The following is a 23,296-nucleotide window of genomic DNA, read 5'->3' on the forward strand; positions in this document are numbered from 1 at the left end:
CCCGGGAGGGGGCCGGTTTTTTGTCATGCGCGGCGCGGCCTTCGGAATTTTTTAGACTTTCTTTAGAAAAGTTTCATAACTGCAATCGGTTGCAGCAATTGACGGGAAGGGCTGGTACGTTTACCATTATATCGTTAACGTCTTTATTAACAATTTTAACGTAGCGTGATGGGGGAGTGTGAAATGGGCAGCGCTGAGTTCGACAGCTTTCTGGCCAAGTTGACCGAGAAGATGGCGCGCATGTTTCAGGAAGCCGGCAGCAGTCCGCTAGTCGGGCGCATATACGCGCTGCTAATTTGCTCGCCGGAGCCGGTCAGCCTGCAGGATATGTCCGAGAAGCTCGGCGTGACGAAGGCGGCCGTCAGCATTCAAGTCCGCCTGCTCGAAAGCTACGGGCTGTGCGCGAAGCTGGCGAGAGGGAAAGACCGCAAAGATTACTACTGCATTCCGGACGACCATCTGCAGGTCACGATGGGAAACGTCAGACAGCGGTTGAACACGGAATGCGAATCGATCGAGGATACGCTGAACAACATTCCGAAGAGGGACGGGCTTACCCCGGAGGAGCGGGTCATGTTGACGGTGCTCGAGCAGCGGTATACGGAGATGCTGGCGTTTTACCGGATCATGTTTCGGAGGCTTGAGGGGATCGAGGAGGAGACGGGGCGCTTGATCGCGGAAATGCGGGAAAAGCGAGGCAAACCGGAAAGCTAACGCTTTCGTCGGACGAAACCGGACTTTGGTCTAGGTCGAGATACAGTCCGCAGCCCGTTTTGCGGATGTCCGTTCGCTTCTACAATGAACAATGGGATACATAGCTGGAGCGTAACGAAAACAGACGAGCGAAATCAGCTTGTATGCAAGATCGTATGGGAGGGATGAAACCGAATGAATCGTTTGACCGATTTTTCCATGAAGAACATAGCGGCGGTCATTATTTTGATTTTGCTGCTGGCGATCGGAGGGACGTTTTCGGCCGGCAAATTGAAGGTAGAGATGATGCCGGACATAACGCTTCCGATGGTTTTTATCAACACGCAATACAACGCCCCTCCTAAGGACGTGCTCGACCAAGTGACGAAGCCGATCGAAAAAGCGGTGGCCAACGTCAAAGGCTTGAAGAACTTGACTTCGAGCTCTTCGGACAACTTTTCCACCATCACGATCGAATTCGCGCAAGGCACCAAGGTCGAGGATGCCAAACGGGACGTCGAAAGCTTGGTCGCCAACGTGAAGCTGCCGCAAAGCGCGGAAAAGCCGACGGTGTCCACCTTCGGATTCGCTTCGGAGGCCGTCTATTATATGGCCGTCTACGGCGAGAACGGGATGAACCAGACCGAGCTCGAGAAGCTGTACAAAGATATTATTTTGCCGGGCTTTACCGGTATCGACGGCACCGACCACGTCGAGTCGGTCGGCAACAACGAAGCGCAGATGGCGATCCGGATGGACGCCAACGCGCTGAACCAGTACGGATTGTCGCCTTCGATGGTAGCCGATATGCTTCGCGCCGCGCTGATGTCGAGCCCGGCGGGTACGGTCGAATTCGAAGGGAAAACGCAGATGGTACGGGTCAAAGGCCAGCTCGATACGATTTACAACATGGACAATATGCCTTTGAAGACACCTACGGGCCAGACGCTGCTGCTGAAGCAGATCGCCAAAATCGAATCGATCAACGAAGCTCCCTTTATCGCGAGACTGGATGGGAAACCGGCGATCGGCGTCCACCTGTATAAGACAAAAGACGCGAACGCGGTCAAATTCGCCGACACGGCGGACGCCTTGATTGCCGGTTGGAAGACGACGATGCCGAATGTAAAGTTTCATGCCTTGTTCAACGGTGCGACGATGATCAAGGATTCGATCAGCGGCATGGTCAAAGAGGGAGCGCTCGGAGCGATACTCGCCTCGATCATGATTTTGGTCTTCCTTAGAAACATTCGGATGACGATCATCGTTTTGGTCTCGATTCCGCTTTCGATTTTGATTACGCTCATTATTATGATGGGGCTGGACATCTCGCTCAACATCATGACGCTGGGCGGTATGGCGATCGCGGTAGGGCGGGTCGTCGACGACAGTATCGTCGTCATCGAGAATATTTACAGCCAGCTGCAGCGGGCGCAACAGCGCAACGAGTCGGTCATCAAGCTGGCGACGAAGCAGGTGTCGGCCGCGATCACGTCTTCGACGATAACGACGGTAGGCGTATTCGCCCCGATCGGCATGGTCGGCGGAATTATCGGCCAAGTGTTCCGTCCGTTCGCCATTACGCTCGCCGTTGCGCTGCTCGCCTCGTTGCTCGTGGCGTTGACGGTCATTCCGATGATGGCGAAGCTGCTGGTCATGAACCAGAAAAACATTCCGTACCATGACGAGACGAAAGTCGGCCGGATCGCTGGAGGGTACAAGCGGCTGCTGCTCTGGTCGCTCAAGCACCGGATCAAAACGCTGTTGATTTCGGGTCTGCTGTTCATTTTGTCCATGGTCCTGATCATTCCGCAGCTGGCGATGACATTTATGCCGGAGAGCGAAGCGGACCGTCAAATGCAGTTCCAAATCGAGATGCCCCGGGAAACGTCTTTCGAAACGTTGAACGCCAAGGTCCAAGAAATCGAAAACTTCATGCACGAGGAAAAAGACAGCACGGGGGGGCCGACATTCAACTATGTCGAGGCGTTGATCGGTTACAACGGCAGCAAAGAACGTGTTCCGTATATGGCGATCCTCTTCACCGAAGTGAGCGCCAATACGAACGCGAAGGAAGCTGTCGAAAAGTACAAAAACTTATTCCTGGCCGATATGCCGAAAGGCTCCAAGGTCGACGGCATGCTGCTGAGCTTCGGCGGAGCCGGCGGAAGCGGTCCGGACTTTTCTTACATGCTGAAGGGCGACGATATGCAAAACCTCGAGTACGCCGCCGGCTTGATCAAGGAAAAGATGGCGACCTTCCCCGAGCTGAAAGAAATCAAAGATTCGCTCGGCGAGAAGAAGCGTGAGGTCGAAGTGACCGTCGACACCGAGAAAGCACGCGTATACGGATTGAGCCCGGCCCAGGTCGTCGGTACGGTGAACGGCTGGATCGGCAAAGTAAGCTTGGGCGATCTGAAATTCGATAACGTGACGTACGAGACGAAGCTGGAGATCGACAAAAGCTTCAAAGACTCGCTGGCCGATATCGGCGATATTCCGATCCAAACGCCGGTCGGACCGACAATCAATTTGAAGGACGTCGCCAAGGTGCAGGAGCTGGATGCCGCGGTTAACATCAGCCGCGACAAGCAAATGCAGACCGTGCGGGTGACGGCCAAAATCGAAAGTACCGACAAAAACGGGATCAGCATGAAGCTGCAAAGCGAGCTGGATGCGATCGAGCTGCCGACCGGCGTCGTTCGCGAGGTCAAAGGCGTGTCCGCCGATATCGACGAAAACTTCGGCTCGATGTATATGGCGATGGCCGCTTCGATCTTCATCGTCTATCTGGTTATGGTATTGGCGTTCGGCAATGCGAGCGCACCGTTCGCAATCTTGTTCTCGCTGCCGCTGGCGGCGATCGGCGGCTTGCTCGGCCTGCTCGTCACGAACGAATCGCTCAACATGACGTCGTTGATCGGCTTCCTGATGCTGATCGGGATCGTCGTTACGAACGCGATCGTCTTGATCGACCGGGTGCAGCAGCTTCGGGAGCAAAACCATTACTCCGTCCACGACGCGTTGGTCGAAGGGAGCATTACCCGGTTGAGACCGATCATCATGACGGCGGGAGCGACAATTTTCGCCCTGATGCCGCTGGCGATCGGGCTGTCCAAAGGAACGATCATTTCGAAAGGATTGGCGGTCGTCGTAATCGGCGGGTTGACCACCTCGACGCTGCTGACGCTTTTGGTCGTACCGGTCGTTTACGATTTGATCAACTCGTTCAAAAACCGGATGTCCCGCCTGTTCCACCGCAAATCGAAAAAGGCGGATTCCGCCTCCCCGGACACCGTGTCCGCGTAAAATACGAACTTGAATAAAGGAGTAAAGGCGAAGATGAGACAAAAAAGGCTGAAATCCAAATCGATTCACGGCGGCGCGAAAGTCGCCGCAGCCCTCGTCCTGACAGTCGCCGTCGCGGTCGGGTGCACGACGGGGGGCAAGCCGGAGGCGACTCCGGCGGCGGCGCAGGAGCAAGCGATCAAGACGGTCAAGGTACAAAAGCTGACCAAGCAAAAAATCGGCGACCCGCTCGAGCAGGTAGCCGACGTCGCTCCGGTGACGCAGCTGGACGTCGTCTCCAAGGCGAGCGGCGAAATCAAAGAAATTCTCAAAAAGCGCGGCGATCAAGTCAATGCGGGCGACGTCATTCTGAAGCTCGATACGGTCGACATGCAGCTGCAAAAGTCGAAAGCGTCGCTCTTGTTGCAGAGCAATATTGACGCGCTGAACAAAGCGAAGCAAGACTTGATCAACAGCAAGACGGAGATGGCCAACAGCGTAAAGAAGATGGAGCAAGCGCTGCTTGACGTGACGAAGGCGTATAACAAAGCGAAAAACGACTACGACCAAGGACTCATTACGAAGCCTCAACTCGATCAGGCGGAGACGGCTTGGAAAAACCAGACGATGGACCTCGAGCTCTTAAAGCAAAAGCAAAGAACGTTGGAGACGAGCGATAACTTGGCGGCTCTCGAAACCCAAGTCCAAACGTCGACCTTGTCCATGCAGGAGCTGGAACGCAGCATGGCCAATCTCGAAGTGAAGGCGCCGGTCAGCGGCGTTTTGACCGAGCTGCCGGTCGTCGTCGGCATGACGATCCAGCCGGGCGTCAAGGTCGGCCACGTGCAGCAGTTCGATCCGATCCTGATCAAGGCGCAGCTGACCGAAAACTCGGCAAAGCTGGTCGGCAACAAGCAGGAGCTCGTTTACTACGTGCCGGTGAGCACGGAGAAAGCGAAGGCGAAAGTCAAATATTTGTCCGGATCGATGGACGCGCAGAGCAAAACGTACGAGCTCGAGCTGGAGACGGCGAACGCGAACGGCACCCTCAAGCCGGGGACGAAGGTACAAATTCAGCTGACGACGGAAGAAGAGCAGGTCGTATTGACGGTGCCGACGTTGAGCGTCGTCCGCGAAGGCGGAGATGCGTTCGTATTCGTTCTCACGGGTGACACGGTAGAGAAGCGCAAAATCGAGCTCGGCCGGCTGAACGGATTGAACCAGGAAGTGCTTTCCGGCGTCAAGGAAGGCGAGCAGCTCGTCGTCTCCGGGCAAAACCAATTGAAGGACAAAGAAAAAGTACAGGTCGCGGAGTCGAAATAATCGCAGCTTGAACGAGAAGGAGGAACTTCAGTGAAACCGACATGGAAAAAATCGTTGACCGCCGCGGTGTTGAGCGTTTCCCTCGTCATGACGGCGGCTCCGGCCGTCCTCATGGCGGCGGACGGAACCGCCGCAACCGCCAGCGTACGCGGCCAATACCAGCTAACTCCGACGATTCGGGCCGACGTGAAGAGCGTCATCAATGAGCGGGTAGGCGACGAGACGCGCATCGGCGCGGTCGTCCGCCTCTATAATGAAGGGAACCGCGTCACCCGGGTGCCGGATTACGATGTCCGGGTCAAAACGTCCGACGGTATCGAATATACGCTTCGGCCTAGTGCGGCAAACGTGAAAGCGATCCAGGCGAAGGAGAAGGCCGAGCTCAGCTTTATGCTGACGCTCGACTACGGCGAAACGGCTAGCTTGTCCGAGCTGTCCTGGATCGAAGTGGACGAGTACGTCTATCCGAAAGTGGAAACGGCCGTTCTGACCGTTCCGGTCGCGGGTCTTTCTTGGAGCGGTCCGGATTCGGCCATTACCGACGCTTCCTCGGTGAAGCGTTGGGGAGAGTCGTTCACGCTTCCCGTCCTATCCAGCACGCTTCAATATACGCCGGTGACGCTGATCAGCGAGAAGACGCCGCAAGGGCCGGTTACGGTCGTCACGTTGATCGCGGAGAATAAGGGGGACCGTACGGAAACGGTGCCGGATTTCCGCATCGACGGCAAATCCGATAGCCGGTCTTACGCGGGCAAGCGGGTGCAAGCGAGCGTCGAGCTGAAGCCGGGCGAGAAGAAATATATCCACTACGGCATTCTGACCGAAAACAACGTCGTCTTGAACAGCTTGAACGTCCTGACGCCGGAATCGTTCGTCGAAGTCGGGGCGGACGGCAAGCCCGCCGTGGCCGAGTATACGGTCGGACGAATCAGCGTGGAGCTTCCGAAGCAGGATACGATCGACGCGTCGTCGCTGCCGCCGTATAAGCTCGGTGAACGCATCCCGTTCGACCCGATGAGCAAGCTGATCGACAAAGAGACGCAAGTGTCGCTCGTCGATCTCAGCATGAACGAATCCGAATCGGCCGGTTACAATACCGTTGTCGCCAAGTTTTTGGTCAAAAACACCGGCGAACGTCCCGTACCGCTGCCGGCATTCCAAGCGGAGCTCGCCAACAAAGACGGATTTCGCTATATGGGCAGCCGCCAGACGACGAACGTACCGCAGCTCGCGCCGAAATTATCCTACATTATTAATTATGCGTTCGCCGTGCCGTCCTCGGAAAATGGCGAGGATTTGATCATGAAGCTGCTCGACAACCAGACGGTGGCGCCGTACAACGTTCCGATCGGCGGCTTCAAGACGGCCGTCGTCGAGGACAAAACGGACGACGATACGCTTTCGTTCTATCCGTACACCGTGAAGCTGAATTCTTGGGCGATTTCCGCTCAAGGCGGTCCGGCGGGATATACCTACAAGATGAAGCTCGATACGACGATCGAGTCGGCGGAAGACGTCGTAGCCGATGCCAGCTCGGCGAATATGACGATCGAGATCGCCGATCCGCTCGGCCGGATGATCGCCTCCGAGACGATTCCGTTTACCGGCCGCAACCGGCTGATCAGCGGCGCGCAGCACATCGTGTTCCAAAACTTGCGTACCGACCAGTTCGAATGGCCGCTTACGATCAATATCTACGAATCGATCCAGACCGCGAACGGCGAAGCGAAGCGGCTGGTCAAAACAATGAAGCAATAAGACGAAAAGCGCCAAGCGTATTCGTGCCCGGCCCCTAACGGCCGGGTTTTTCTTTAATCAGCGCCTTTTTCCCGATTGACAGCGGAATCCCTGTTGTGTAAATTAGGTGTAAACTCAAATGGAACCCGGACCGGACGGCCGTTGGCACGGTTCCTGAAAATGCTTCTGCTACGGCCGGCGGTATTCGATCATACTAGTGTTGAGCAAATGCGTGAACTTTTTCACGTATTCACGAAGGGAAGGATTCGGATGGAAGCTCTCGCGTTGGAACGCAAGGCGGAACAAACCCGCGAACTGAAGGCGCGTCTCGCCGAACTGAAGAAGGAACGCAATGCCATCATTCTCGCTCACTACTATCAGCGGGACGAAATTCAGGAAGTGGCCGATTTTCGCGGCGATTCGTTTTTGCTTGCCCAGAAGGCGGCGGAGACCGATGCGGACGTCATCGTCTTTTGCGGCGTTCATTTCATGGGGGAAAGCGCGAAAATATTGGCTCCGAACAAAACGGTCCTGATCCCCGACGAACGCGCCGGCTGTCCGATGGCCGACATGGTCAACGTCGAAGGATTGAAGGCGCTCAAAGCGCGGCATCCGAACGCCACCGTCGTCACTTATATCAACTCCTCGGCGGAGATCAAGGCCGAAACCGATATTTGCTGTACGTCCGCCAACGCCGTCAAAGTGATCCAGTCCGTCGATTCCGACGAAATCATCTGGGTACCGGACAAGAACTTGGGCGATTACGTCTCGAAATATACCGACAAAAAGATGATCATCTGGGAAGGGTACTGCAACACGCACGACATGCTGACGGTCAAGGACGTCATGGAGATGAAGGCGCTGCACCCGAACGCACAGTTCGTCGTCCACCCGGAATGCCGCCCCGAAGTCGTCAAGCTCGGCGATTTCGTCGGCAGCACGACGGCGATCATCAAATATTGCAAGGAATCCGATTGCCAAGAATTCATCGTCGGCACCGAGGACGGAACCGGCTACCAGCTCCGCAAAGACAGCCCGAACAAGACGTTCCACTTCGCGACGAAATTTCTCGTGTGCCCGAACATGAAAGTGAACAATTTGAAAAAGGTCGTCAAATGCTTGGAGACGATGCAGCCGCAAATTTACGTTCCGCCCCACATCGCGGAAAAAGCGAGGCTTTCCCTGGAGCGCATGTTACAAGTCAAGTAACATGCGCTATCCTCATGTCTTGTAGGTGATCGTTATGGTGCCGCGTTATTTGATCGATTTCTCGCTGGACGAGCTGCCTTGCGTGGAGACGGACGTTATGGTGATCGGAGCCGGAATCGCCGGACTGTTCACGACGATCCGGGCGAGCGAGTCGAACCGGGTTCTAATCATCACGAAGCCGAAATCGCTGCTCGAAAGCAACACCCGATACGCCCAAGGAGGCATCGCGGCCGTCATTTCGGATGAAGATTCGCCCGATTATCACCGGCAGGACACGCTCATCGCCGGGGCGGGATTATGCGACCCCGAAGCGGTCGACATCCTCGTGCACGAAGGACCGGCGGGGGTGCAGGATTTGATCCGGCTCGGCACCCAGTTTGATCGGGAGAACGGGGAGCTGGCGCTGACGAAAGAAGGCGCTCACAGCCAGAGGCGCATTTTGCACGCGCAGGGGGACGCCACTGGCGCCGAAATCGTACGGGCGCTGTCGGAGAAGACGAAGCTGAACCCGAACGTGACGATATGGGACGACCATTTCGTCATCGATCTCGTGACGGCGGATAACGTATGCTACGGCGCAATCGTGCAAAAACCGGACGGAGTGCGGGTGTACGTAAAGGCGAAAGCGACGATTTTATGCTCCGGCGGCGCCGGCCAGCTGTACCGGTATACGACGAATCCCGAGATCGCGACAGGGGACGGCATCGCCATGGCGTACCGGGCCGGGGCGGTCGTGCGCGACGTCGAATTTATCCAATTTCACCCGACGGCGCTCTGCTATCCGGGGGCGCCCCGCTTTCTCATCTCCGAGGCGGTACGCGGCGAAGGCGCGGTGCTGCGCAACATCAGGGGAGAGCGGTTCATGGAAAAGGTTCACCCGCAGCTCGAGCTCGCTCCGCGGGATATCGTCGCACGGGCGATCGTCGACGAAATGGAGCAGACGAAGTCGACGTTCGTCTACATCGACATTACGCACGAATCGCCGGATATGGTCAAGCACCGGTTTCCGAACATTTACGAGTTTTGCCTGAATTACGGCCTCGACTTGACATCGGATTGGATACCCGTCGCACCGGCGGCCCATTATATGATGGGGGGCGTCAAGACGGATTTGAACGGGGAGACGTCGGTCAAGCGGTTGTACGCTTGCGGGGAAGTGTCGTCGACCGGCGTACACGGGGCGAACCGGCTCGCGAGCAACTCGCTGTCGGAAGCGATCGTGTACGGCCGCCGCATCATCGAGGATATTCGCACGCTCGATCCGATCGGTTCGACGCCGCCGATCGCCGAGCGAAGCCACCGTCCCGAGCATCCGATGCAGCCGATCGTCGAGAAGCGGCTGAAGCTGCAAAAGGTTATGCTGCGGTACGTCGGCCTGAAGCGGAATGCCGCCGGTCTCGGCAAAGGGTACGACGAATTGAAGCGGCAGCTGCCGATCTACGGCACTTGTTTGACGAAGCGGGAGGAGTACGAATTCGCCAACCTGCTGACGCTCGCGATGCTTACGACCGAAGCGGCGCTTCTGCGCGAAGAAAGCCGCGGCGGCCATTACCGCGAAGATTTTCCCGAACGGGACGATTTCGTTTGGCGCAAACATATTCAGCTCCAGCGCGAAAACGGGAAGACGGAGGAACGGGTACATGACGTTTAACGGGAATATCGAACAGTTGACCGGTCAAATACGTCTATGGTTACAGGAAGATATCGGCACCGGGGATGTAACCACGATGACCACCATACCTTTAGACCAACAGTCTAAAGGTATTATTCATGTTAAGGAAGCGGGTATCGTCGCCGGCATGCCGGTCGCCGAACTTGTCTTCCGCACGGTCGACCCGCGGCTCGTCTTCACCGCGAGACAGCAGGACGGAGCGGCCGTGGAGAAAGGAACGGTGCTTGCCGAAATCGAAGGCAGCACGCGCTCCATCCTGCTCGGCGAGCGGCTAGCGCTCAACCTGCTGCAGAGGCTTTCCGGCATCGCCACGCGGACGAAGCAGTACGTGGACGCACTGGAAGGGATGCCCGTCCGGCTCGTCGATACGCGCAAGACGACTCCCGGGCACCGGATGCTGGAAAAGTACGCCGTCCGGGTCGGCGGCGGCCATAACCACCGGTTCGGCCTGTACGATGCCGTCATGATCAAGGACAATCACATCAAGGGCGCCGGGGGCATCCGGACCGCCGTCTCCGCCGCACGGGCGCAAATTCCGCACACGATGAAAATCGAAGTCGAGGTCGAGACGTTCGATCAGCTCGGGGAAGCGCTAGACGCGGGCGCCGACATCATCATGCTCGACAACATGAAGCCGGACGCGATGAAGCGGGCCGTCGCCATCGTCAAGGAGCGGGCGCCGCATATAACGGTCGAAGCGTCCGGGTCGGTCACGCTGGAGACGATCAAGGACATCGCTTCGACCGGAGTCGACGTCATTTCCGTCGGGCGGTTGACCTACTCCGTCCAATCGTTGGACATCAGCCTCGATTTGAACGAGAAGAAGGTGGCGCAGCCTTGATTTTGGTCGTCGACGTCGGCAATACGAATATCGTGCTCGGTATTTACGAGCAGAGCAAGCTGCTTCACCATTGGCGTCTCAGCACGAACCGCTCGGCCACGGTCGACGAATACGGGATGATGGTTCATAACCTGTTCCGCTACGCCGGCATAGCGGAGGAACGGATCGAGGGCGTCGTCATCTCGTCCGTCGTCCCGCCGCTCATGTTCGTGCTTGAAAGCCTATGCTCCAAATATTTGAAGAAAAAGCCGCTGATCGTCGGGCCCGGCATCAAGACCGGACTTAACATCCGGATCGAGAATCCGCGCGAAGTCGGAGCGGACCGCATCGTGAACGCGGTGGCGGGCATCGAGCAGTACGGCCCGCCGCTCATCATCGTCGACTTCGGAACGGCCACCACCTACGATTATATCGATGAGCAGGGTCAATTGCTCGGCTGCGCAATCGCGCCCGGCATCGGCATTTCGACGGAAGCGCTGTACCAGAAAGCGGCGAAGCTGCCGCGCATCGAGCTCGTCCGGCCGAAAAGCACGGTCGGCCGCAACACCGTTTCCGCGATGCAGGCGGGCATCATTTTCGGCTATGCCGGCCAAGTGGACGGCATCGTGCAGCGGATGCGGGAGGAGTTCAACCCGCAGGCGAAAGTGATCGCCACCGGCGGGCTGGCGGAGCTGATCGCGGGCGAAACGCGCACGGTCGACACCGTCAACCCGCTGCTGACGCTGCAGGGACTGCAAATCATCTACGAACGAAACCGATAAGGCGAAAGGATACCGACCATTATGTCCGATTATTTGATACGAGCGACCGCATTCGGCGGGCAGCTGCGCGCATTTGCGGTCCGCACGACCGACATCGTCGAGGAGATGAGACGCAGACACGGCACGACGCCGGTCGCGACGGCCGCGCTCGGCCGTACGGCCACCGCCGGCGTCATGATGGGCGCCATGCTGAAAGGGGAAGAACGGCTGACGATTCAAGTGAAAGGCGACGGGCCGATCGGCCAAATCGTCGTCGACGCCAACGCGAAGGGCGAAGTAAGAGGATACGTCGACAATCCCCGCGTCGACTTGCCGCTGAATGCCCGCGGCAAGCTGGACGTTGCCGGAGCCGTCGGCGAAGGATATTTGTACGTGACCAAAGATTTGGGGCTGAAGGAGCCGTACCGGGGCGGAATCCCGATCGTATCGGGCGAGCTCGGCGAAGATTTCACCTACTACTTCGCCAAGTCGGAGCAGACGCCTTCCGCTGTGGCGCTTGGCGTACTCGTCGCGACGGATTATACCGTGCAGACGTCGGGCGGCTTCATTCTGCAGCTGCTGCCCGGCATGAGCGACGAGGAAATCGCCGAGATCGAAGCGAAGCTCGCGAATTTGCCGCCGGTCACGACGCTCCTGGCCGAAGGCGCCGATATGGAGGATGTGCTGAAGCGGGTCGTCGATTCGGTCGTCGTGCTGGAGCGGTCCGATATCCGGTTCCAGTGCCAATGCTCGCGCGAGCGCGTCGAACGGACGCTGATCAGCCTCGGCCGTGACGAAATCGAGCAGATGCTGCGCGAGGACGGGAAGGCGGAAGTCGTGTGCCATTTCTGTAACGAAGCTTACGCATATAACGAAGAGCAGCTCCATAATCTGTTGGAGAGACTGTAACAGAGAGAGAAGACCATATACGGGGAGATTTTTCGGATGCGGAGCGTAAAAGTGCTGTGGAGTGTCATCGGCCTGCTGGTGGTTGCCGTACTCGTCTTGACCGTACTGCTTGTCCGCAGCGGGGACAAGACGCCGGAGCCGGGGGACGCTTCGCCCCCGGAGCCGGTTCCGCCGGGCGGGCAGGGCGGCGAGGCGAAGAAGGTGGCGATCATCGGCAACCGGACCATTACGGACGAAGAGCTGCAGCAGCGGTTGACGGACAAATACGGCGCCGAGCTGCTCGGACAGCTGCTGGACCGGGAGGCGATCCGCCAGGAAGCCGAGCAGCTCGGGATGAACGTGAGCCGGGACGAGATCGAAGCGGAATTGAAGCGGATGCAAGAGGGCTATGAGAGCGAGGAAAAGTTTTACGAGTCGATGAAAAATCAGCTCGGCTTGTCGAAGGCGGAGCTGCACGAGGACGTCTACTACAAGCTTCTGCTCGAGCGCATCGCCGTCCGTTCCGTCCAGGTGCCGGAGGCGGACATCGACGCGTATATCGCGCAGCATCCGGAGGAGTTCAAGAGCTACGTTCAATACCATTTGCTCAAAATCGAAGTGAAAACGAAGGAAGAAGCGGCGAAGGCGGCGAAGGACGTCCAGAACGGGACCGATTTCGCCTCGCTGGCGCGGAAAATATCGATCGATCCGGCCACGGCCAAGCAAGGCGGCGATCTCGGCTGGGTCGAGGAGCACGATCCGTTCGTTCCGGCCGCGCTGCTCGAGGCGGCCCGAGGGCTGAAGACCGACGAAGTGAGCAAGCCGATCGCCCTCCAGTCCGGGTTCGCCATCATCCAGCTGAAAGAGAAAAAAGAAGTGAAAAAAACGGTCGATGCCGATACGCGCGCCTATATCCGCAAGGAGCTCGCGCTCCAAAGGGCGGTACCGCTCAAGGAACTCGTCAAATCGCTGCGGGAAAAGCGCCATGCCGAGATTTTGCTGCCCGAACTGAAGTGAAACGGGACGAAAGGCGCATTTTGCTGTTGACAACCGGTTGGCGGGTTGATAAGATAAAAGTATTAAAACCGACAAAAATACTCGGAATAATGGTCGATCATCATTCGGGAGGGTAATCGTATGGCCAAATTGGTGCAAAGCATTACGCAATTGATCGGAGATACTCCGCTCGTCCGTCTTAACCGGGTCGTACCGGAAGATAGCGCGGAAGTGTACGTGAAGCTCGAGTTCCAAAACCCGGGCGCCAGCGTGAAGGACCGGATCGCGATCAGCATGGTCGAAACGGCCGAGCGCGAAGGCAAGCTGAAGCCGGGCGACACGATCATCGAGCCGACCAGCGGCAACACCGGCATCGGTCTGGCCATGGTCGCGGCGGCGAAGGGCTACAAGGCGATTCTCGTCATGCCGGAGACGATGAGCATCGAGCGGCGCAACCTGCTGCGCGCGTACGGCGCCCAGCTCGTCCTGACGCCGGGGCCGGAAGGCATGAAAGGCGCGATCAAGCGGGCGGAGGAGCTGCTGGCGGAAAATCCGTCCTACTTCATGCCGCAGCAGTTCAAGAACCAGGCGAACGTGAAGGTGCATCTCGAGACGACCGGTCCGGAAATCGTCGAGGCGATCAAATCCCACGACGGCCAGCTGGACGCGTTTGTCGCCGGCATCGGTACGGGCGGAACGATTACGGGAGCCGGCCAGGTGCTCCGCGAGAACTTCCCGGGCATCAAAATTTACGCGGTCGAGCCGTCGGCTTCTCCGGTATTGTCGGGCGGCAAGCCGGGTCCTCATAAAATTCAGGGGATCGGCGCGGGCTTCGTGCCCGATATCTTGAATACGAGCGTTTACGACGAAGTCATTCCGGTCGAGAACGAAGAAGCGTTCGAAACGTCGCGCCGCGTGGCGAAGGAAGAAGGCATACTCGGAGGCATCTCCTCCGGCGCGGCCATCTTCGCCGCTTTGAAGGTCGCGAAGCAGCTCGGCAAAGGCAAGCGCGTCGTCGCCGTCATCCCGAGCAACGGCGAACGTTACTTGAGCACGCCGCTGTATCAATTTGACGAATAAACGATCGATCTGCACGAAGCCCCTCGCCGCGAGGGGCTTCGTTTTTTGTGCTATACTGGAGGCGTTGGTTTGCGATTGGCCGAAGGGGGAGCAAAGCGTTGAGGTTGACGACGGTTGGGCAATGGATCGAATGGGCGGGGGAATACCGGAATCTCCCGTTTATCGGAAAATATACGGACGCCCGGGGCGTTCCCGCTTCTTGGGAGCCGTTTTGGGAACGGGCGGGCAAGCCGTCCTTCGTGCTCGAGAGCGGCAAAGCCGGAAGATATACGTACTTCGGCATGGATCCCGTCTCCTCCGTGACCGGTAAAGCCGATCGAGCCTGCATAGCGGAATACGCGGAAGGTCCGATGGGAGACGAACGGCGGACGATCGGCGAGCGCCGCGTGACGGGGGCGCCGCTGCAGACGGTACAAAGCTGGATGGCGCCTTATCGGTCGCCTTCCGTTGAAGGCGCCCCGCCGTTCAGCGGAGGGTGCGTCGGGTTTTGGGGGTACGATGTGGCGCGCTCGATCGAGCGGCTGCCCGCGATCGCCGAAGACGATCTGCAGCTGCCGGATTACGAGTTCATGATGATGAAGCGCATATGGGCGTACGACCTGAAGGAGCGGGCGCTCTATTGCGCCGTTCATACGTTCCTAGCCGACGAGGGGGTGCCGCCGGAGGACGCCGATCGGCGGGAAAGGCTGGAGCGTCTATATCGGGAGGCGGAGCGGGAAGCGGGAAGAATGGCCGATTGGTGGAACGAGGCGGTCGCCGCCGCCGAAGCGGACGAGCTCGGCGGTGAGCGAAAGCGGGCGTTCGAGCTTGTAACCCGGCAAGACGCGTTGACCGTCGAGGTCGAGGCGATACCGGGCATCGACATCGCGTTTCCGAAGCCGCGCTTCCTGGAGGCGGTGCGCCGAATCCAACGGTATATCGCGCAAGGAGACGTGTTCCAGGTAAACTTGTCGGTCCGCCAGAGCAAGCGCCTGCAGAGCCCGCCGGAGCACATTTACGAATGGCTCCGACTGCTGAACCCGTCGCCGTACATGGGACTGCTCCGGTTCCGGGATTACGATCTCGTATCGGGGTCGCCGGAGCTGCTCGTGAAAACCGTCGGGGGCGTCGTCGAGACGCGCCCGATCGCGGGTACTCGTCCCCGCGGCGGCGACGAGGCGGAGGACCGACGGCTCGAGGACGAGCTTCTCACGAACGAGAAGGAGCGCGCCGAGCATATCATGCTGGTCGACTTGCTGCGCAACGACCTCGGCCGGGTTTCCCGGTACGGCACGGTGAAGGTGACGGAGCTGATGGCGATCGAACGGTATTCCCACGTCATGCATATCGTTTCCCATGTTCGGGGCACACTGGCGGAAGGCAAGGACGCGTTCGACGTCATCGCCGCGGCTTTTCCGGGAGGAACGATTACCGGAGCCCCGAAAATCCGCACGATGGAAATCATCGAGGAGCTGGAGCCGGTTCGCCGGGGGCCGTATACCGGGTCGATCGGGTGGATTGACTATAACGGCAATATGGAATTAAATATAGTTATACGTACGCTCGTCGTTCGCGACGGAGTCGGATACGTACAGTCGGGCGCCGGTATCGTCATCGATTCGGTCCCGGAGAAGGAGTTTGCGGAGTCGCTGAACAAGGCGAAGGCGTTGTGGAAAGCGGTTCTATATAGCGAGAATGCGAGGAGCTGAGCCGAGATGATCTTGGTAATCGACAATTACGATTCGTTTACTTACAATTTGGTGCAATATTTGGGCGAGATCGGGCAGGAGGTCGTCGTCCGCCGCAACGACCAGATCGACTTGGACGGCATCGCCGCGTTGAAGCCCGACCATATCCTCATATCACCCGGCCCTTGCACGCCGAACGAAGCGGGCATCAGCCTGGCACTGATCGAGCGGTTCAAGGGCGAGATTCCAATACTCGGCGTCTGCTTGGGCCACCAATCGATCGGACAAGCGTTCGGCGGGGAAGTCGTGCGGGCCGAGAAGCTGATGCACGGCAAGACGTCCGACATTTATCACGACGGCAAGACGATTTTCGCCGGCATCCCGTCTCCTTACACCGCGACACGGTACCATTCGCTGATCGTGCGCCGCGAGACGCTGCCGGACTGCTTGGAGATCAGCGCCGAGACGAAGGACGGCGAAATTATGGGGCTGCGCCACAAGCAGTATCCGATCGAAGGCGTGCAATTCCATCCCGAGTCGATCATTACCGATCACGGGCTGACGCTGCTCCGCAACTTCGTGGGGAGTGCCGCCCCGAGCGGGGCCGGGAAATGAAAATCGCGGTAAACGGGCGTATATGCGAGGATAAGGAAGCCGTGATCTCCGTTTACGATCACGGCTTTTTGTACGGGATGGGACTGTTCGAGACGTTTCGCACTTACGGCGGACGTCCGTTTTTGTTGGAGGCGCATTTGCGCCGCCTTGCGGCCGGCTGCGGCGAGCTTGGCATCCGCTACGTTCCCGACGCGGCTCTTCTGGGAGCGCTGATCGCCGAGCTTCTGGAGAAAAACGGGCTGGCCGACGCTTACGTCCGCCTGTCCGTCTCGGCCGGGGTGGACGTGCTGGGCTTGCCGGCGGGGGATTACGAGGAACCGACCGTAATCGTCTACATGAAGCCGCTTCCGCCTCGGGACGAACGCGTCTATGCGGAGGGCAAGCCGATTCAGCTGCTCGAGCTGCGGCGCAACAGCCCGGATGCCGGGAGCGTCCGGTTCAAGTCGTTCCATTATATGAACAACGTATTGGCGAAGCGGGAAATGCGACGGTACGATTGGGCGTCCGGCGCCGAGGGCGTTTTCTTGGACGAGCACGGGCATGTGGCGGAGGGGATCGTGAGCAACGTCTTTTGGGCTCGGGACGGCGTCCTGTATACGCCTTCGCTCGAGACGGGGATATTGCCGGGCATTACCCGCGAATTCGCGATGAAGCTGGCCCGCGAGTCCGGACTGCCCGTGAAGGAAGGCTTGTTCGGTTGGCCGGAGCTGCTGGACGCGGACGAAGCGTTCGTGACCAACTCGGTGCAGGAAATCGTCCCGGTCGCTCGCGCGTTCGAGCCGTCCGGGATCGAAATCCGGTTCGAGCGGTCGGGAGGGGCGCCCGGACCGATTACGCGCCGGCTGACGGCCGAATATGCCGCCGCGGTCGGGCGGCTTGGAGACAATAGGAGAAGAGGTTGATTCGGATGAACAGCGATTCGAACGACATTCGGGAGCCGGGTCGGCCGTTCGCCTACCCGTCTTCGCGTCATGCGGGAAGCCGGCCGCTTCGTTGCCGGGACTTGGAGCTGACGATCGGCGGGCGGACGCTCGTGATGGGCATTTTGAACGTGACGCCGGATTCTTTTTCCGACGGAGGACGCTACGATTCGCTCGACCGCGCGGTGGAGCGGGCGTTCGCCATGGTGGAGGAAGGCGCGGACATGATCGACGTCGGCGGGGAATCGACCCGCCCGGGCTTCGCGCCGGTAACGCTCGAGGAGGAGCTGGAGCGCGTCGTGCCCGTCGTCCGGGCATTGACGGAGGCGGGGCTGCCCGTGCCGATATCGGTCGATACGTACAAGGCGGAAGTCGCGAGACGAGCGCTCGATGCAGGGGCCCACATCGTGAACGACATTTGGGGGTTCAAGCGGGACCCCCAGATGGCGACGGTGGCGGCCGCTTACGATTGTCCGGTTATTCTGATGCATAATCGCGCCGAGGCTGTCTATGAAGACTACGATGCCGAGGTGATCGCCGATTTACGGGCGTGCGTCGACATCGCCCGGCGGGCCGGCGTGAAGGACGACAACATCGTGCTCGACCCCGGCATCGGGTTCGGCAAAACGTACGAGCACAACTTGCGGCTCATGAATCGGCTTCATCATATTGCAGCGCTCGGTTACCCGGTGCTTCTCGGCACGTCCCGCAAAAGCATGGTGTACCGCACGCTCGGCACGACGCCGAACGACGCGCTGGAAGGGACGGCGGCGACCGTCGCGTTCGGGATCGCCCAAGGCTGCTCCATCATACGCGTGCACGACGTGCGGGAAATGAAGCGGGTGGCGGCGATGACCGACGCCATGATCCGGCATTGATGCTGCCCATACTCTGGAATAAGGCGGTGCTCCTTTGGATAAAATGAAGCTTTCGCGCATGGCGTTTTACGGCTACCACGGCGTATTTCCCGAAGAGAACAAGCTCGGTCAGCGCTTCTACGTCGATCTCGAGCTGACGCTCGATCTGTCCGAGGCGGGCCGGACCGACGATTTGGCGGCCACGGTCAACTACGCCGAGGTGTACGAACGGGTGAAACGGATCGTGGAAGGGCGGCCGTTCCGCCTCATCGAGGCGCTCGCCGAAAACGTTGCATCCGATGTGCTGCATCAGTATACTAATGTAAACGACGTCACGGTACGCGTGGTGAAACCTCACCCGCCCTTCGATATTCATTTCGACGGCGTCACCGTGGAAATTTGCAGAAAGCGGGAATCGATATGACGTTTCCGGACGGGGACCCGCGCGAATCGAATCCGAACGTTTCGGGACCGGACAGCCGAATCGAAGCGTACATCGGCCTCGGCTCCAATTTGGGCGACCGGGAGCGGTATTTGCTGGAGGCGGTTCGCGCTTTGGACGGGCATCCCGATATCGAAGTCGTCCGCTGCTCGGATGTGTACGAGACTGAGCCCGTCGGCTATGCGGATCAAGGTGCGTTTCTGAACCTGGTAGCGGTAGTCGCCACGAAGCTGGATCCCGGCAATCTTCATGCCCATATGAAACGGATCGAGAACGACCTCGGGCGGGTGCGGACGATTCGCAACGGTCCGCGCACCGTCGATCTGGATTTGCTGCTCATGGACGGTGTATATCTCGATACGCCGGAGCTGATCGTTCCCCATCCGCGCATGTGGGAGCGCGCCTTCGTGTTGATTCCGCTGCAAGACGTCTGCCGGAATCGGCCGCATCTTTTAGCATCGATTGCCGAACAGCTGGATACACTGGATGGAAAGGAAGGCGTTAGGCGTTGGAGCAATTTCAATTGGCGCAACGTGTCCGAGCGTTCCGGAAGCTGAAAGGGTATACGCAAGACGAGCTCGCTCAGCGGTTGGGCGTTTCCATCGCCGTCCTCGGCTCGATCGAACGGGGAACCCGTAAGGCGGACCCTAAAATATTGAACAAAATAACCGAGGCGCTCGGCATCGGCATGGACGAATTGCTGCCGGGCGTGTCCGACACCGAAAGGAAGTGAATGACGAATGTTGAAAATCGGAGATGTAGCTGCCCCGAACCAAGTCGTATTGGCGCCGATGGCGGGCGTGTGCAACCCGGCGTTCCGGCTGATCGCCAAAGAATTCGGCTGCGGGCTCGTCTGCGCCGAAATGGTCAGCGATAAAGCGATCTTGCACGGCAACCGCCGGACGATGGAGATGCTGTACGTCGACGAGCGGGAGAAGCCGCTCAGCCTGCAAATTTTCGGCGGCGATACGGAAACGCTCGTGGAAGCGGCCAAATATGTGGACGAGAATACGAACGCGGATATTATCGACATCAATATGGGATGCCCGGTCCCCAAAATCACGAAGTGCGACGCCGGCGCCCGCTGGCTGCTCGACCCGGGCAAAATCGAGCAGATGGTGACCGAAGTCGTACGTGCGGTCAGCAAGCCGGTTACGGTCAAGATGCGCATCGGGTGGGACGACGATCACATCTATGCCGTGCAAAATGCGAAGGCGGTCGAGAACGGCGGCGGATCCGCGGTCAGCGTGCATGGCCGGACACGGGTGCAGATGTATACCGGCAAGGCGAATTGGGACATCATTAGAGATGTCAAGCAGGCGGTATCGATCCCCGTTATCGGCAACGGCGACGTATTTACGCCGGAGGACTCGAGACGGATGCTCGATCAAACGGGCGTCGACGGCGTCATGATCGGCCGGGCGGCGCTCGGCAATCCGTGGATGCTGTATCGCACGATCCAGTATTTGACCACGGGCGAGCTTCCGCCGGAGCCCGATGCGCAGGAGAAAATCCGTATCGCCATCCTTCACCTGGATCGGCTCGTCGCGTTAAAGGGCGAGCAAGTGGCCGTGAAAGAAATGCGCAAGCATATGGCTTGGTACTTGAAAGGACTGCACGGATCGGCACGCGTCAAGGACGTCATCATGGAGCAGACGCGCCGCGACGAGATGGTCGGGACGCTTCATGACTTTATCGCAAGTTTGGACGATTCGGGCGGAAACGCGGAGGAAAATGCCGTCCTCGCCCATTAAAAGCGCTTAAATGAAAGCAAATGGCGGCCATTGGCTCGGATTGACATTTCTGGCGGGTTGAAATATAATCAAGCAATAGATGATCAGCCCGGAACCGTTGATACGACTGGAAAAATGTCATCTGGACCGATCCCCGCTAATATATTAACTTTGTGAATTCATACCGAGAAATCGATCGATTTTGCAGGTAGAAAATCTTCACACGACGGGAGATTTGCAATATGAACGAGAAAGAAGTCATCCTGACCCAGGAAGGCCTCAAGAAGCTCGAAGAAGAGCTCGAGCATTTGAAATCGGTAAAGCGCCGGGAAGTGGCCGAGCGGATTAAAGTAGCCATTGGCTATGGAGATATTAGCGAGAACTCGGAATACGAGGATGCGAAGAACGAGCAGGCGTTTATCGAAGGGCGCATCATCACGCTGGAGAAGATGCTTCGCAACGCGCGCATTATCAATAACGACGAGGTCGATACCGATACGGTCAGCGTCGGGTCGATCGTGACGGTCGAAGATTTGGAATTCGGCGAAACGGTGGAATACTCCATCGTCGGTACTGCGGAATCCGATCCGTTCCAGAACAAAATTTCGAACGAAAGCCCTGTCGGAAAAGCGTTGATCGGCAAAAAGAAAGATTCCGTCGTCGATGTCCAAGTGCCCGCCGGCGTCATCCAATATAAAATTATCGATATCAAGAAATAAGCGAAACGTTTTTTTGAAGATTTGAAATCGCGAATCGCCTTTGAAAAAGCTTCCGTCGGAGGCTTTTTTGTTTAAAACCGATATCGTGTAAACATTTAGGAGATGAGCCAAGTGAACAATCAAGAGCAGGAATTGAACGAAAGCGAGCTGCTGGTCATCCGGCGCAACAAATTGGACGAGCTCCGGAGTCTGGGCATCGACCCGTTCGGACAAAAGTTCGAGCGGACCCATCACGCCAAGCCGGTGCTGGAAGCTTACGACGGCTTGTCCAAAGAGGAGCTCGACGAGCAAAAGAACGTCGTGACGCTGGCCGGACGCATTATGCAGAAGCGGGGCATGGGGAAGGCGAGCTTCGCGCACATCCAGGACATCACCGGCAAAATTCAAATTTACGTTCGCGAGGATACGGTCGGCGAGACGAAGTACAAGGCGTTCGATTTGTTGGATATCGGCGACCTGGTCGGCGTCAGCGGGACTGTCTTCAAGACGAAAACCGGCGAGACGTCCGTAAAAGTGGAATCGCTCGAAGTGCTGACGAAGTCGCTTTACCCGCTGCCGGACAAATTTCACGGCCTGAAGGATGTCGAGCTGCGCTACCGTCAACGGTACGTCGACTTGATCGTCAATCCGGAAGTGCAGCAGACGTTTATCGCGCGTTCCCGAATCATCCAATCGATGCGGCGTTACTTGGATTCGCTCGGCTACTTGGAGGTCGAGACGCCGACGATGCACGCCATCGCGGGCGGCGCGGCCGCGCGGCCGTTCATTACGCATCATAATGCGCTGGATATGCAGCTGTACATGCGCATCGCGATCGAGCTCCATTTGAAACGGCTCATCGTCGGCGGACTCGAGAAGGTTTACGAGATCGGCCGCGTTTATCGCAACGAAGGCGTTTCGACGCGGCACAACCCGGAATTTACGATGATCGAGCTGTACGAGGCGTACGCCGATTATCAAGACATTATGCGGTTGACGGAAAACTTGATCGCGCACATCGCCCAAGAGATTTTGGGGACGACGGAAATTACGTACCAAGGCAAGGAAGTCAGCTTGGCTACGCCTTGGCGCCGCGTATCGATGGTCGATGCGATCCGTGAAGTCGTCGGCGTCGATTTCAAGCAGGAGATGACCGACGAGGAAGCGCATCGTCTGGCCAAGGAGCATCGCGTGCCCGTGGAGCCGAACATGACGTTCGGGCATATCGTCAACGCGTTCTTCGAGCATTTCGTCGAAGAAACGTTGATCCAGCCTACGTTTATTTACGGTCATCCGGTCGCGATTTCGCCGCTTGCCAAGAAAAACGCCGAAGATCCGCGCTTCACGGATCGCTTCGAGCTGTTTATCGTCGCCCGGGAGCACGCCAATGCGTTTACCGAGCTGAACGACCCGATCGACCAGCGCGAACGGTTCGAAGCGCAATTGATCGAGAAGGAGCAGGGCAACGACGAGGCGCACGAGATGGACGACGACTTTATTCGGGCGCTGGAATACGGCATGCCGCCGACGGGCGGACTCGGCATCGGCGTCGATCGTCTCGTCATGCTGCTGACCGATTCGCCTTCGATCCGCGACGTTTTGCTGTTCCCTTTAATGAGAGAACGCGGAGGAGAGTAACATCTCCTCTTTTTCCTTTTTTTTATTCAAAATAACACTTGCATTCAAGTGCCTAAATGTGATATCTTATAAAAGTCGCCGCTCGGAACCCCGATCGAAAGGGTAACGGGATGACGGCAAGCAAGACAAGCTTTTGTTCCTTGAAAACTGAACAACGAGCGTGCAAGTGCGGTCTCGCAAGAGACCACAACAAGTCAGTACGAAATGAGCAATCAGCTCTGAAATAAAGGGAAACCTGAAAAAGGACAGTTTGATCCTC

The 23,296-nt window shown here is 58.0% G+C and carries 21 protein-coding genes; all 21 read left to right on the plus strand.

Annotated elements, in window-relative coordinates; all coding sequences use genetic code 11:
- The first annotated feature begins 183 nt into the window (after positions 1 to 183).
- The 21 genes from DLM86_RS30365 to lysS all read left to right on the plus strand — a co-directional run bounded on the left by DLM86_RS30365 (position 184) and on the right by lysS (position 23,037).
- Positions 184 to 714 carry a GbsR/MarR family transcriptional regulator gene (locus tag DLM86_RS30365; protein WP_110843809.1) on the plus strand — a complete coding sequence of 177 codons (531 nt, stop codon included), beginning with the start codon at positions 184 to 186 and terminating at the stop codon, positions 712 to 714.
- 174 nt (positions 715 to 888) lie between these two features.
- Positions 889 to 4,002, plus strand: a complete 3,114-nt coding sequence (locus DLM86_RS30370; RefSeq protein WP_110843810.1) for an efflux RND transporter permease subunit — start codon at positions 889 to 891, stop codon at positions 4,000 to 4,002.
- A 33-nt stretch (positions 4,003 to 4,035) separates the two neighbouring features.
- Positions 4,036 to 5,304, plus strand: a complete 1,269-nt coding sequence (locus tag DLM86_RS30375) for an efflux RND transporter periplasmic adaptor subunit (protein WP_110843811.1) — start codon at positions 4,036 to 4,038, stop codon at positions 5,302 to 5,304.
- 30 nt (positions 5,305 to 5,334) lie between these two features.
- Positions 5,335 to 7,062, plus strand: a complete 1,728-nt coding sequence (locus DLM86_RS30380) for a hypothetical protein (RefSeq protein WP_110843812.1) — start codon at positions 5,335 to 5,337, stop codon at positions 7,060 to 7,062.
- Positions 7,063 to 7,311: 249 nt separating this feature from the next.
- Complete coding sequence (gene nadA, locus DLM86_RS30385) at positions 7,312 to 8,250, plus strand: quinolinate synthase NadA (RefSeq protein ID WP_110843813.1); 939 nt, start codon at positions 7,312 to 7,314, stop codon at positions 8,248 to 8,250.
- A 34-nt stretch (positions 8,251 to 8,284) separates the two neighbouring features.
- Positions 8,285 to 9,901 carry an L-aspartate oxidase gene (gene nadB / locus DLM86_RS30390; protein ID WP_110843814.1) on the plus strand — a complete coding sequence of 539 codons (1,617 nt, stop codon included), beginning with the start codon at positions 8,285 to 8,287 and terminating at the stop codon, positions 9,899 to 9,901.
- Positions 9,891 to 10,763, plus strand: coding sequence for a carboxylating nicotinate-nucleotide diphosphorylase (gene nadC, locus DLM86_RS30395; RefSeq protein WP_110843815.1), 873 nt, complete (start codon positions 9,891 to 9,893; stop codon positions 10,761 to 10,763). The genes nadB and nadC overlap by 11 nt, the downstream gene beginning before the upstream one ends.
- Positions 10,760 to 11,524, plus strand: a complete 765-nt coding sequence (locus tag DLM86_RS30400) for a type III pantothenate kinase (RefSeq protein WP_110843816.1) — start codon at positions 10,760 to 10,762, stop codon at positions 11,522 to 11,524. Before nadC ends, DLM86_RS30400 begins: the two co-directional genes overlap by 4 nt.
- Before the next feature lie 21 nt (positions 11,525 to 11,545).
- Complete coding sequence (gene hslO, locus DLM86_RS30405) at positions 11,546 to 12,412, plus strand: Hsp33 family molecular chaperone HslO (RefSeq protein ID WP_110843817.1); 867 nt, start codon at positions 11,546 to 11,548, stop codon at positions 12,410 to 12,412.
- 36 nt (positions 12,413 to 12,448) lie between these two features.
- On the plus strand, positions 12,449 to 13,408 hold the full coding sequence (locus DLM86_RS30410) for a peptidylprolyl isomerase (protein ID WP_110843818.1): 960 nt from the start codon (positions 12,449 to 12,451) through the stop codon (positions 13,406 to 13,408).
- Positions 13,409 to 13,528: 120 nt separating this feature from the next.
- The gene (gene cysK, locus DLM86_RS30415; RefSeq protein WP_110843819.1) at positions 13,529 to 14,467 is read left to right on the plus strand and encodes a cysteine synthase A; all 939 of its coding nucleotides are present in this window, start codon (positions 13,529 to 13,531) and stop codon (positions 14,465 to 14,467) included.
- 98 nt (positions 14,468 to 14,565) lie between these two features.
- Complete coding sequence (locus tag DLM86_RS30420; RefSeq protein WP_110843820.1) at positions 14,566 to 16,155, plus strand: anthranilate synthase component I family protein; 1,590 nt, start codon at positions 14,566 to 14,568, stop codon at positions 16,153 to 16,155.
- A gap of 6 nt (positions 16,156 to 16,161) precedes the next feature.
- Positions 16,162 to 16,749: an aminodeoxychorismate/anthranilate synthase component II gene (gene pabA / locus DLM86_RS30425; RefSeq protein WP_110843821.1), complete on the plus strand. Its 588-nt coding sequence runs from the start codon at positions 16,162 to 16,164 to the stop codon at positions 16,747 to 16,749.
- Positions 16,746 to 17,651 carry an aminodeoxychorismate lyase gene (pabC, locus tag DLM86_RS30430; protein WP_110843822.1) on the plus strand — a complete coding sequence of 302 codons (906 nt, stop codon included), beginning with the start codon at positions 16,746 to 16,748 and terminating at the stop codon, positions 17,649 to 17,651. Before pabA ends, pabC begins: the two co-directional genes overlap by 4 nt.
- A gap of 134 nt (positions 17,652 to 17,785) precedes the next feature.
- A complete protein-coding gene (folP, locus tag DLM86_RS30435; protein ID WP_245955041.1) occupies positions 17,786 to 18,547 on the plus strand; it encodes a dihydropteroate synthase in 762 nt (253 codons plus the stop codon).
- Between the two features lie 34 nt (positions 18,548 to 18,581).
- On the plus strand, positions 18,582 to 18,950 hold the full coding sequence (folB, locus tag DLM86_RS30440; RefSeq protein WP_110843823.1) for a dihydroneopterin aldolase: 369 nt from the start codon (positions 18,582 to 18,584) through the stop codon (positions 18,948 to 18,950).
- The gene (gene folK, locus DLM86_RS30445) at positions 18,947 to 19,525 is read left to right on the plus strand and encodes a 2-amino-4-hydroxy-6-hydroxymethyldihydropteridine diphosphokinase (protein ID WP_110843824.1); all 579 of its coding nucleotides are present in this window, start codon (positions 18,947 to 18,949) and stop codon (positions 19,523 to 19,525) included. Before folB ends, folK begins: the two co-directional genes overlap by 4 nt.
- Positions 19,477 to 19,701, plus strand: a complete 225-nt coding sequence (locus DLM86_RS30450) for a helix-turn-helix domain-containing protein (RefSeq protein ID WP_110843825.1) — start codon at positions 19,477 to 19,479, stop codon at positions 19,699 to 19,701. Before folK ends, DLM86_RS30450 begins: the two co-directional genes overlap by 49 nt.
- A gap of 7 nt (positions 19,702 to 19,708) precedes the next feature.
- On the plus strand, positions 19,709 to 20,722 hold the full coding sequence (gene dusB / locus DLM86_RS30455) for a tRNA dihydrouridine synthase DusB (RefSeq protein WP_110843826.1): 1,014 nt from the start codon (positions 19,709 to 19,711) through the stop codon (positions 20,720 to 20,722).
- A gap of 221 nt (positions 20,723 to 20,943) precedes the next feature.
- Entirely contained in the window at positions 20,944 to 21,420 is a 477-nt protein-coding gene (gene greA, locus DLM86_RS30460) for a transcription elongation factor GreA (protein WP_110843827.1), read from the plus strand.
- A gap of 102 nt (positions 21,421 to 21,522) precedes the next feature.
- Entirely contained in the window at positions 21,523 to 23,037 is a 1,515-nt protein-coding gene (gene lysS, locus DLM86_RS30465; RefSeq protein ID WP_110843828.1) for a lysine--tRNA ligase, read from the plus strand.
- Positions 23,038 to 23,296 lie beyond the last annotated feature (259 nt).

The organism is Paenibacillus flagellatus, assembly GCF_003217775.1.
GTDB classification, from domain to species: domain Bacteria; phylum Bacillota; class Bacilli; order Paenibacillales; family NBRC-103111; genus Paenibacillus_AB; species Paenibacillus_AB flagellatus.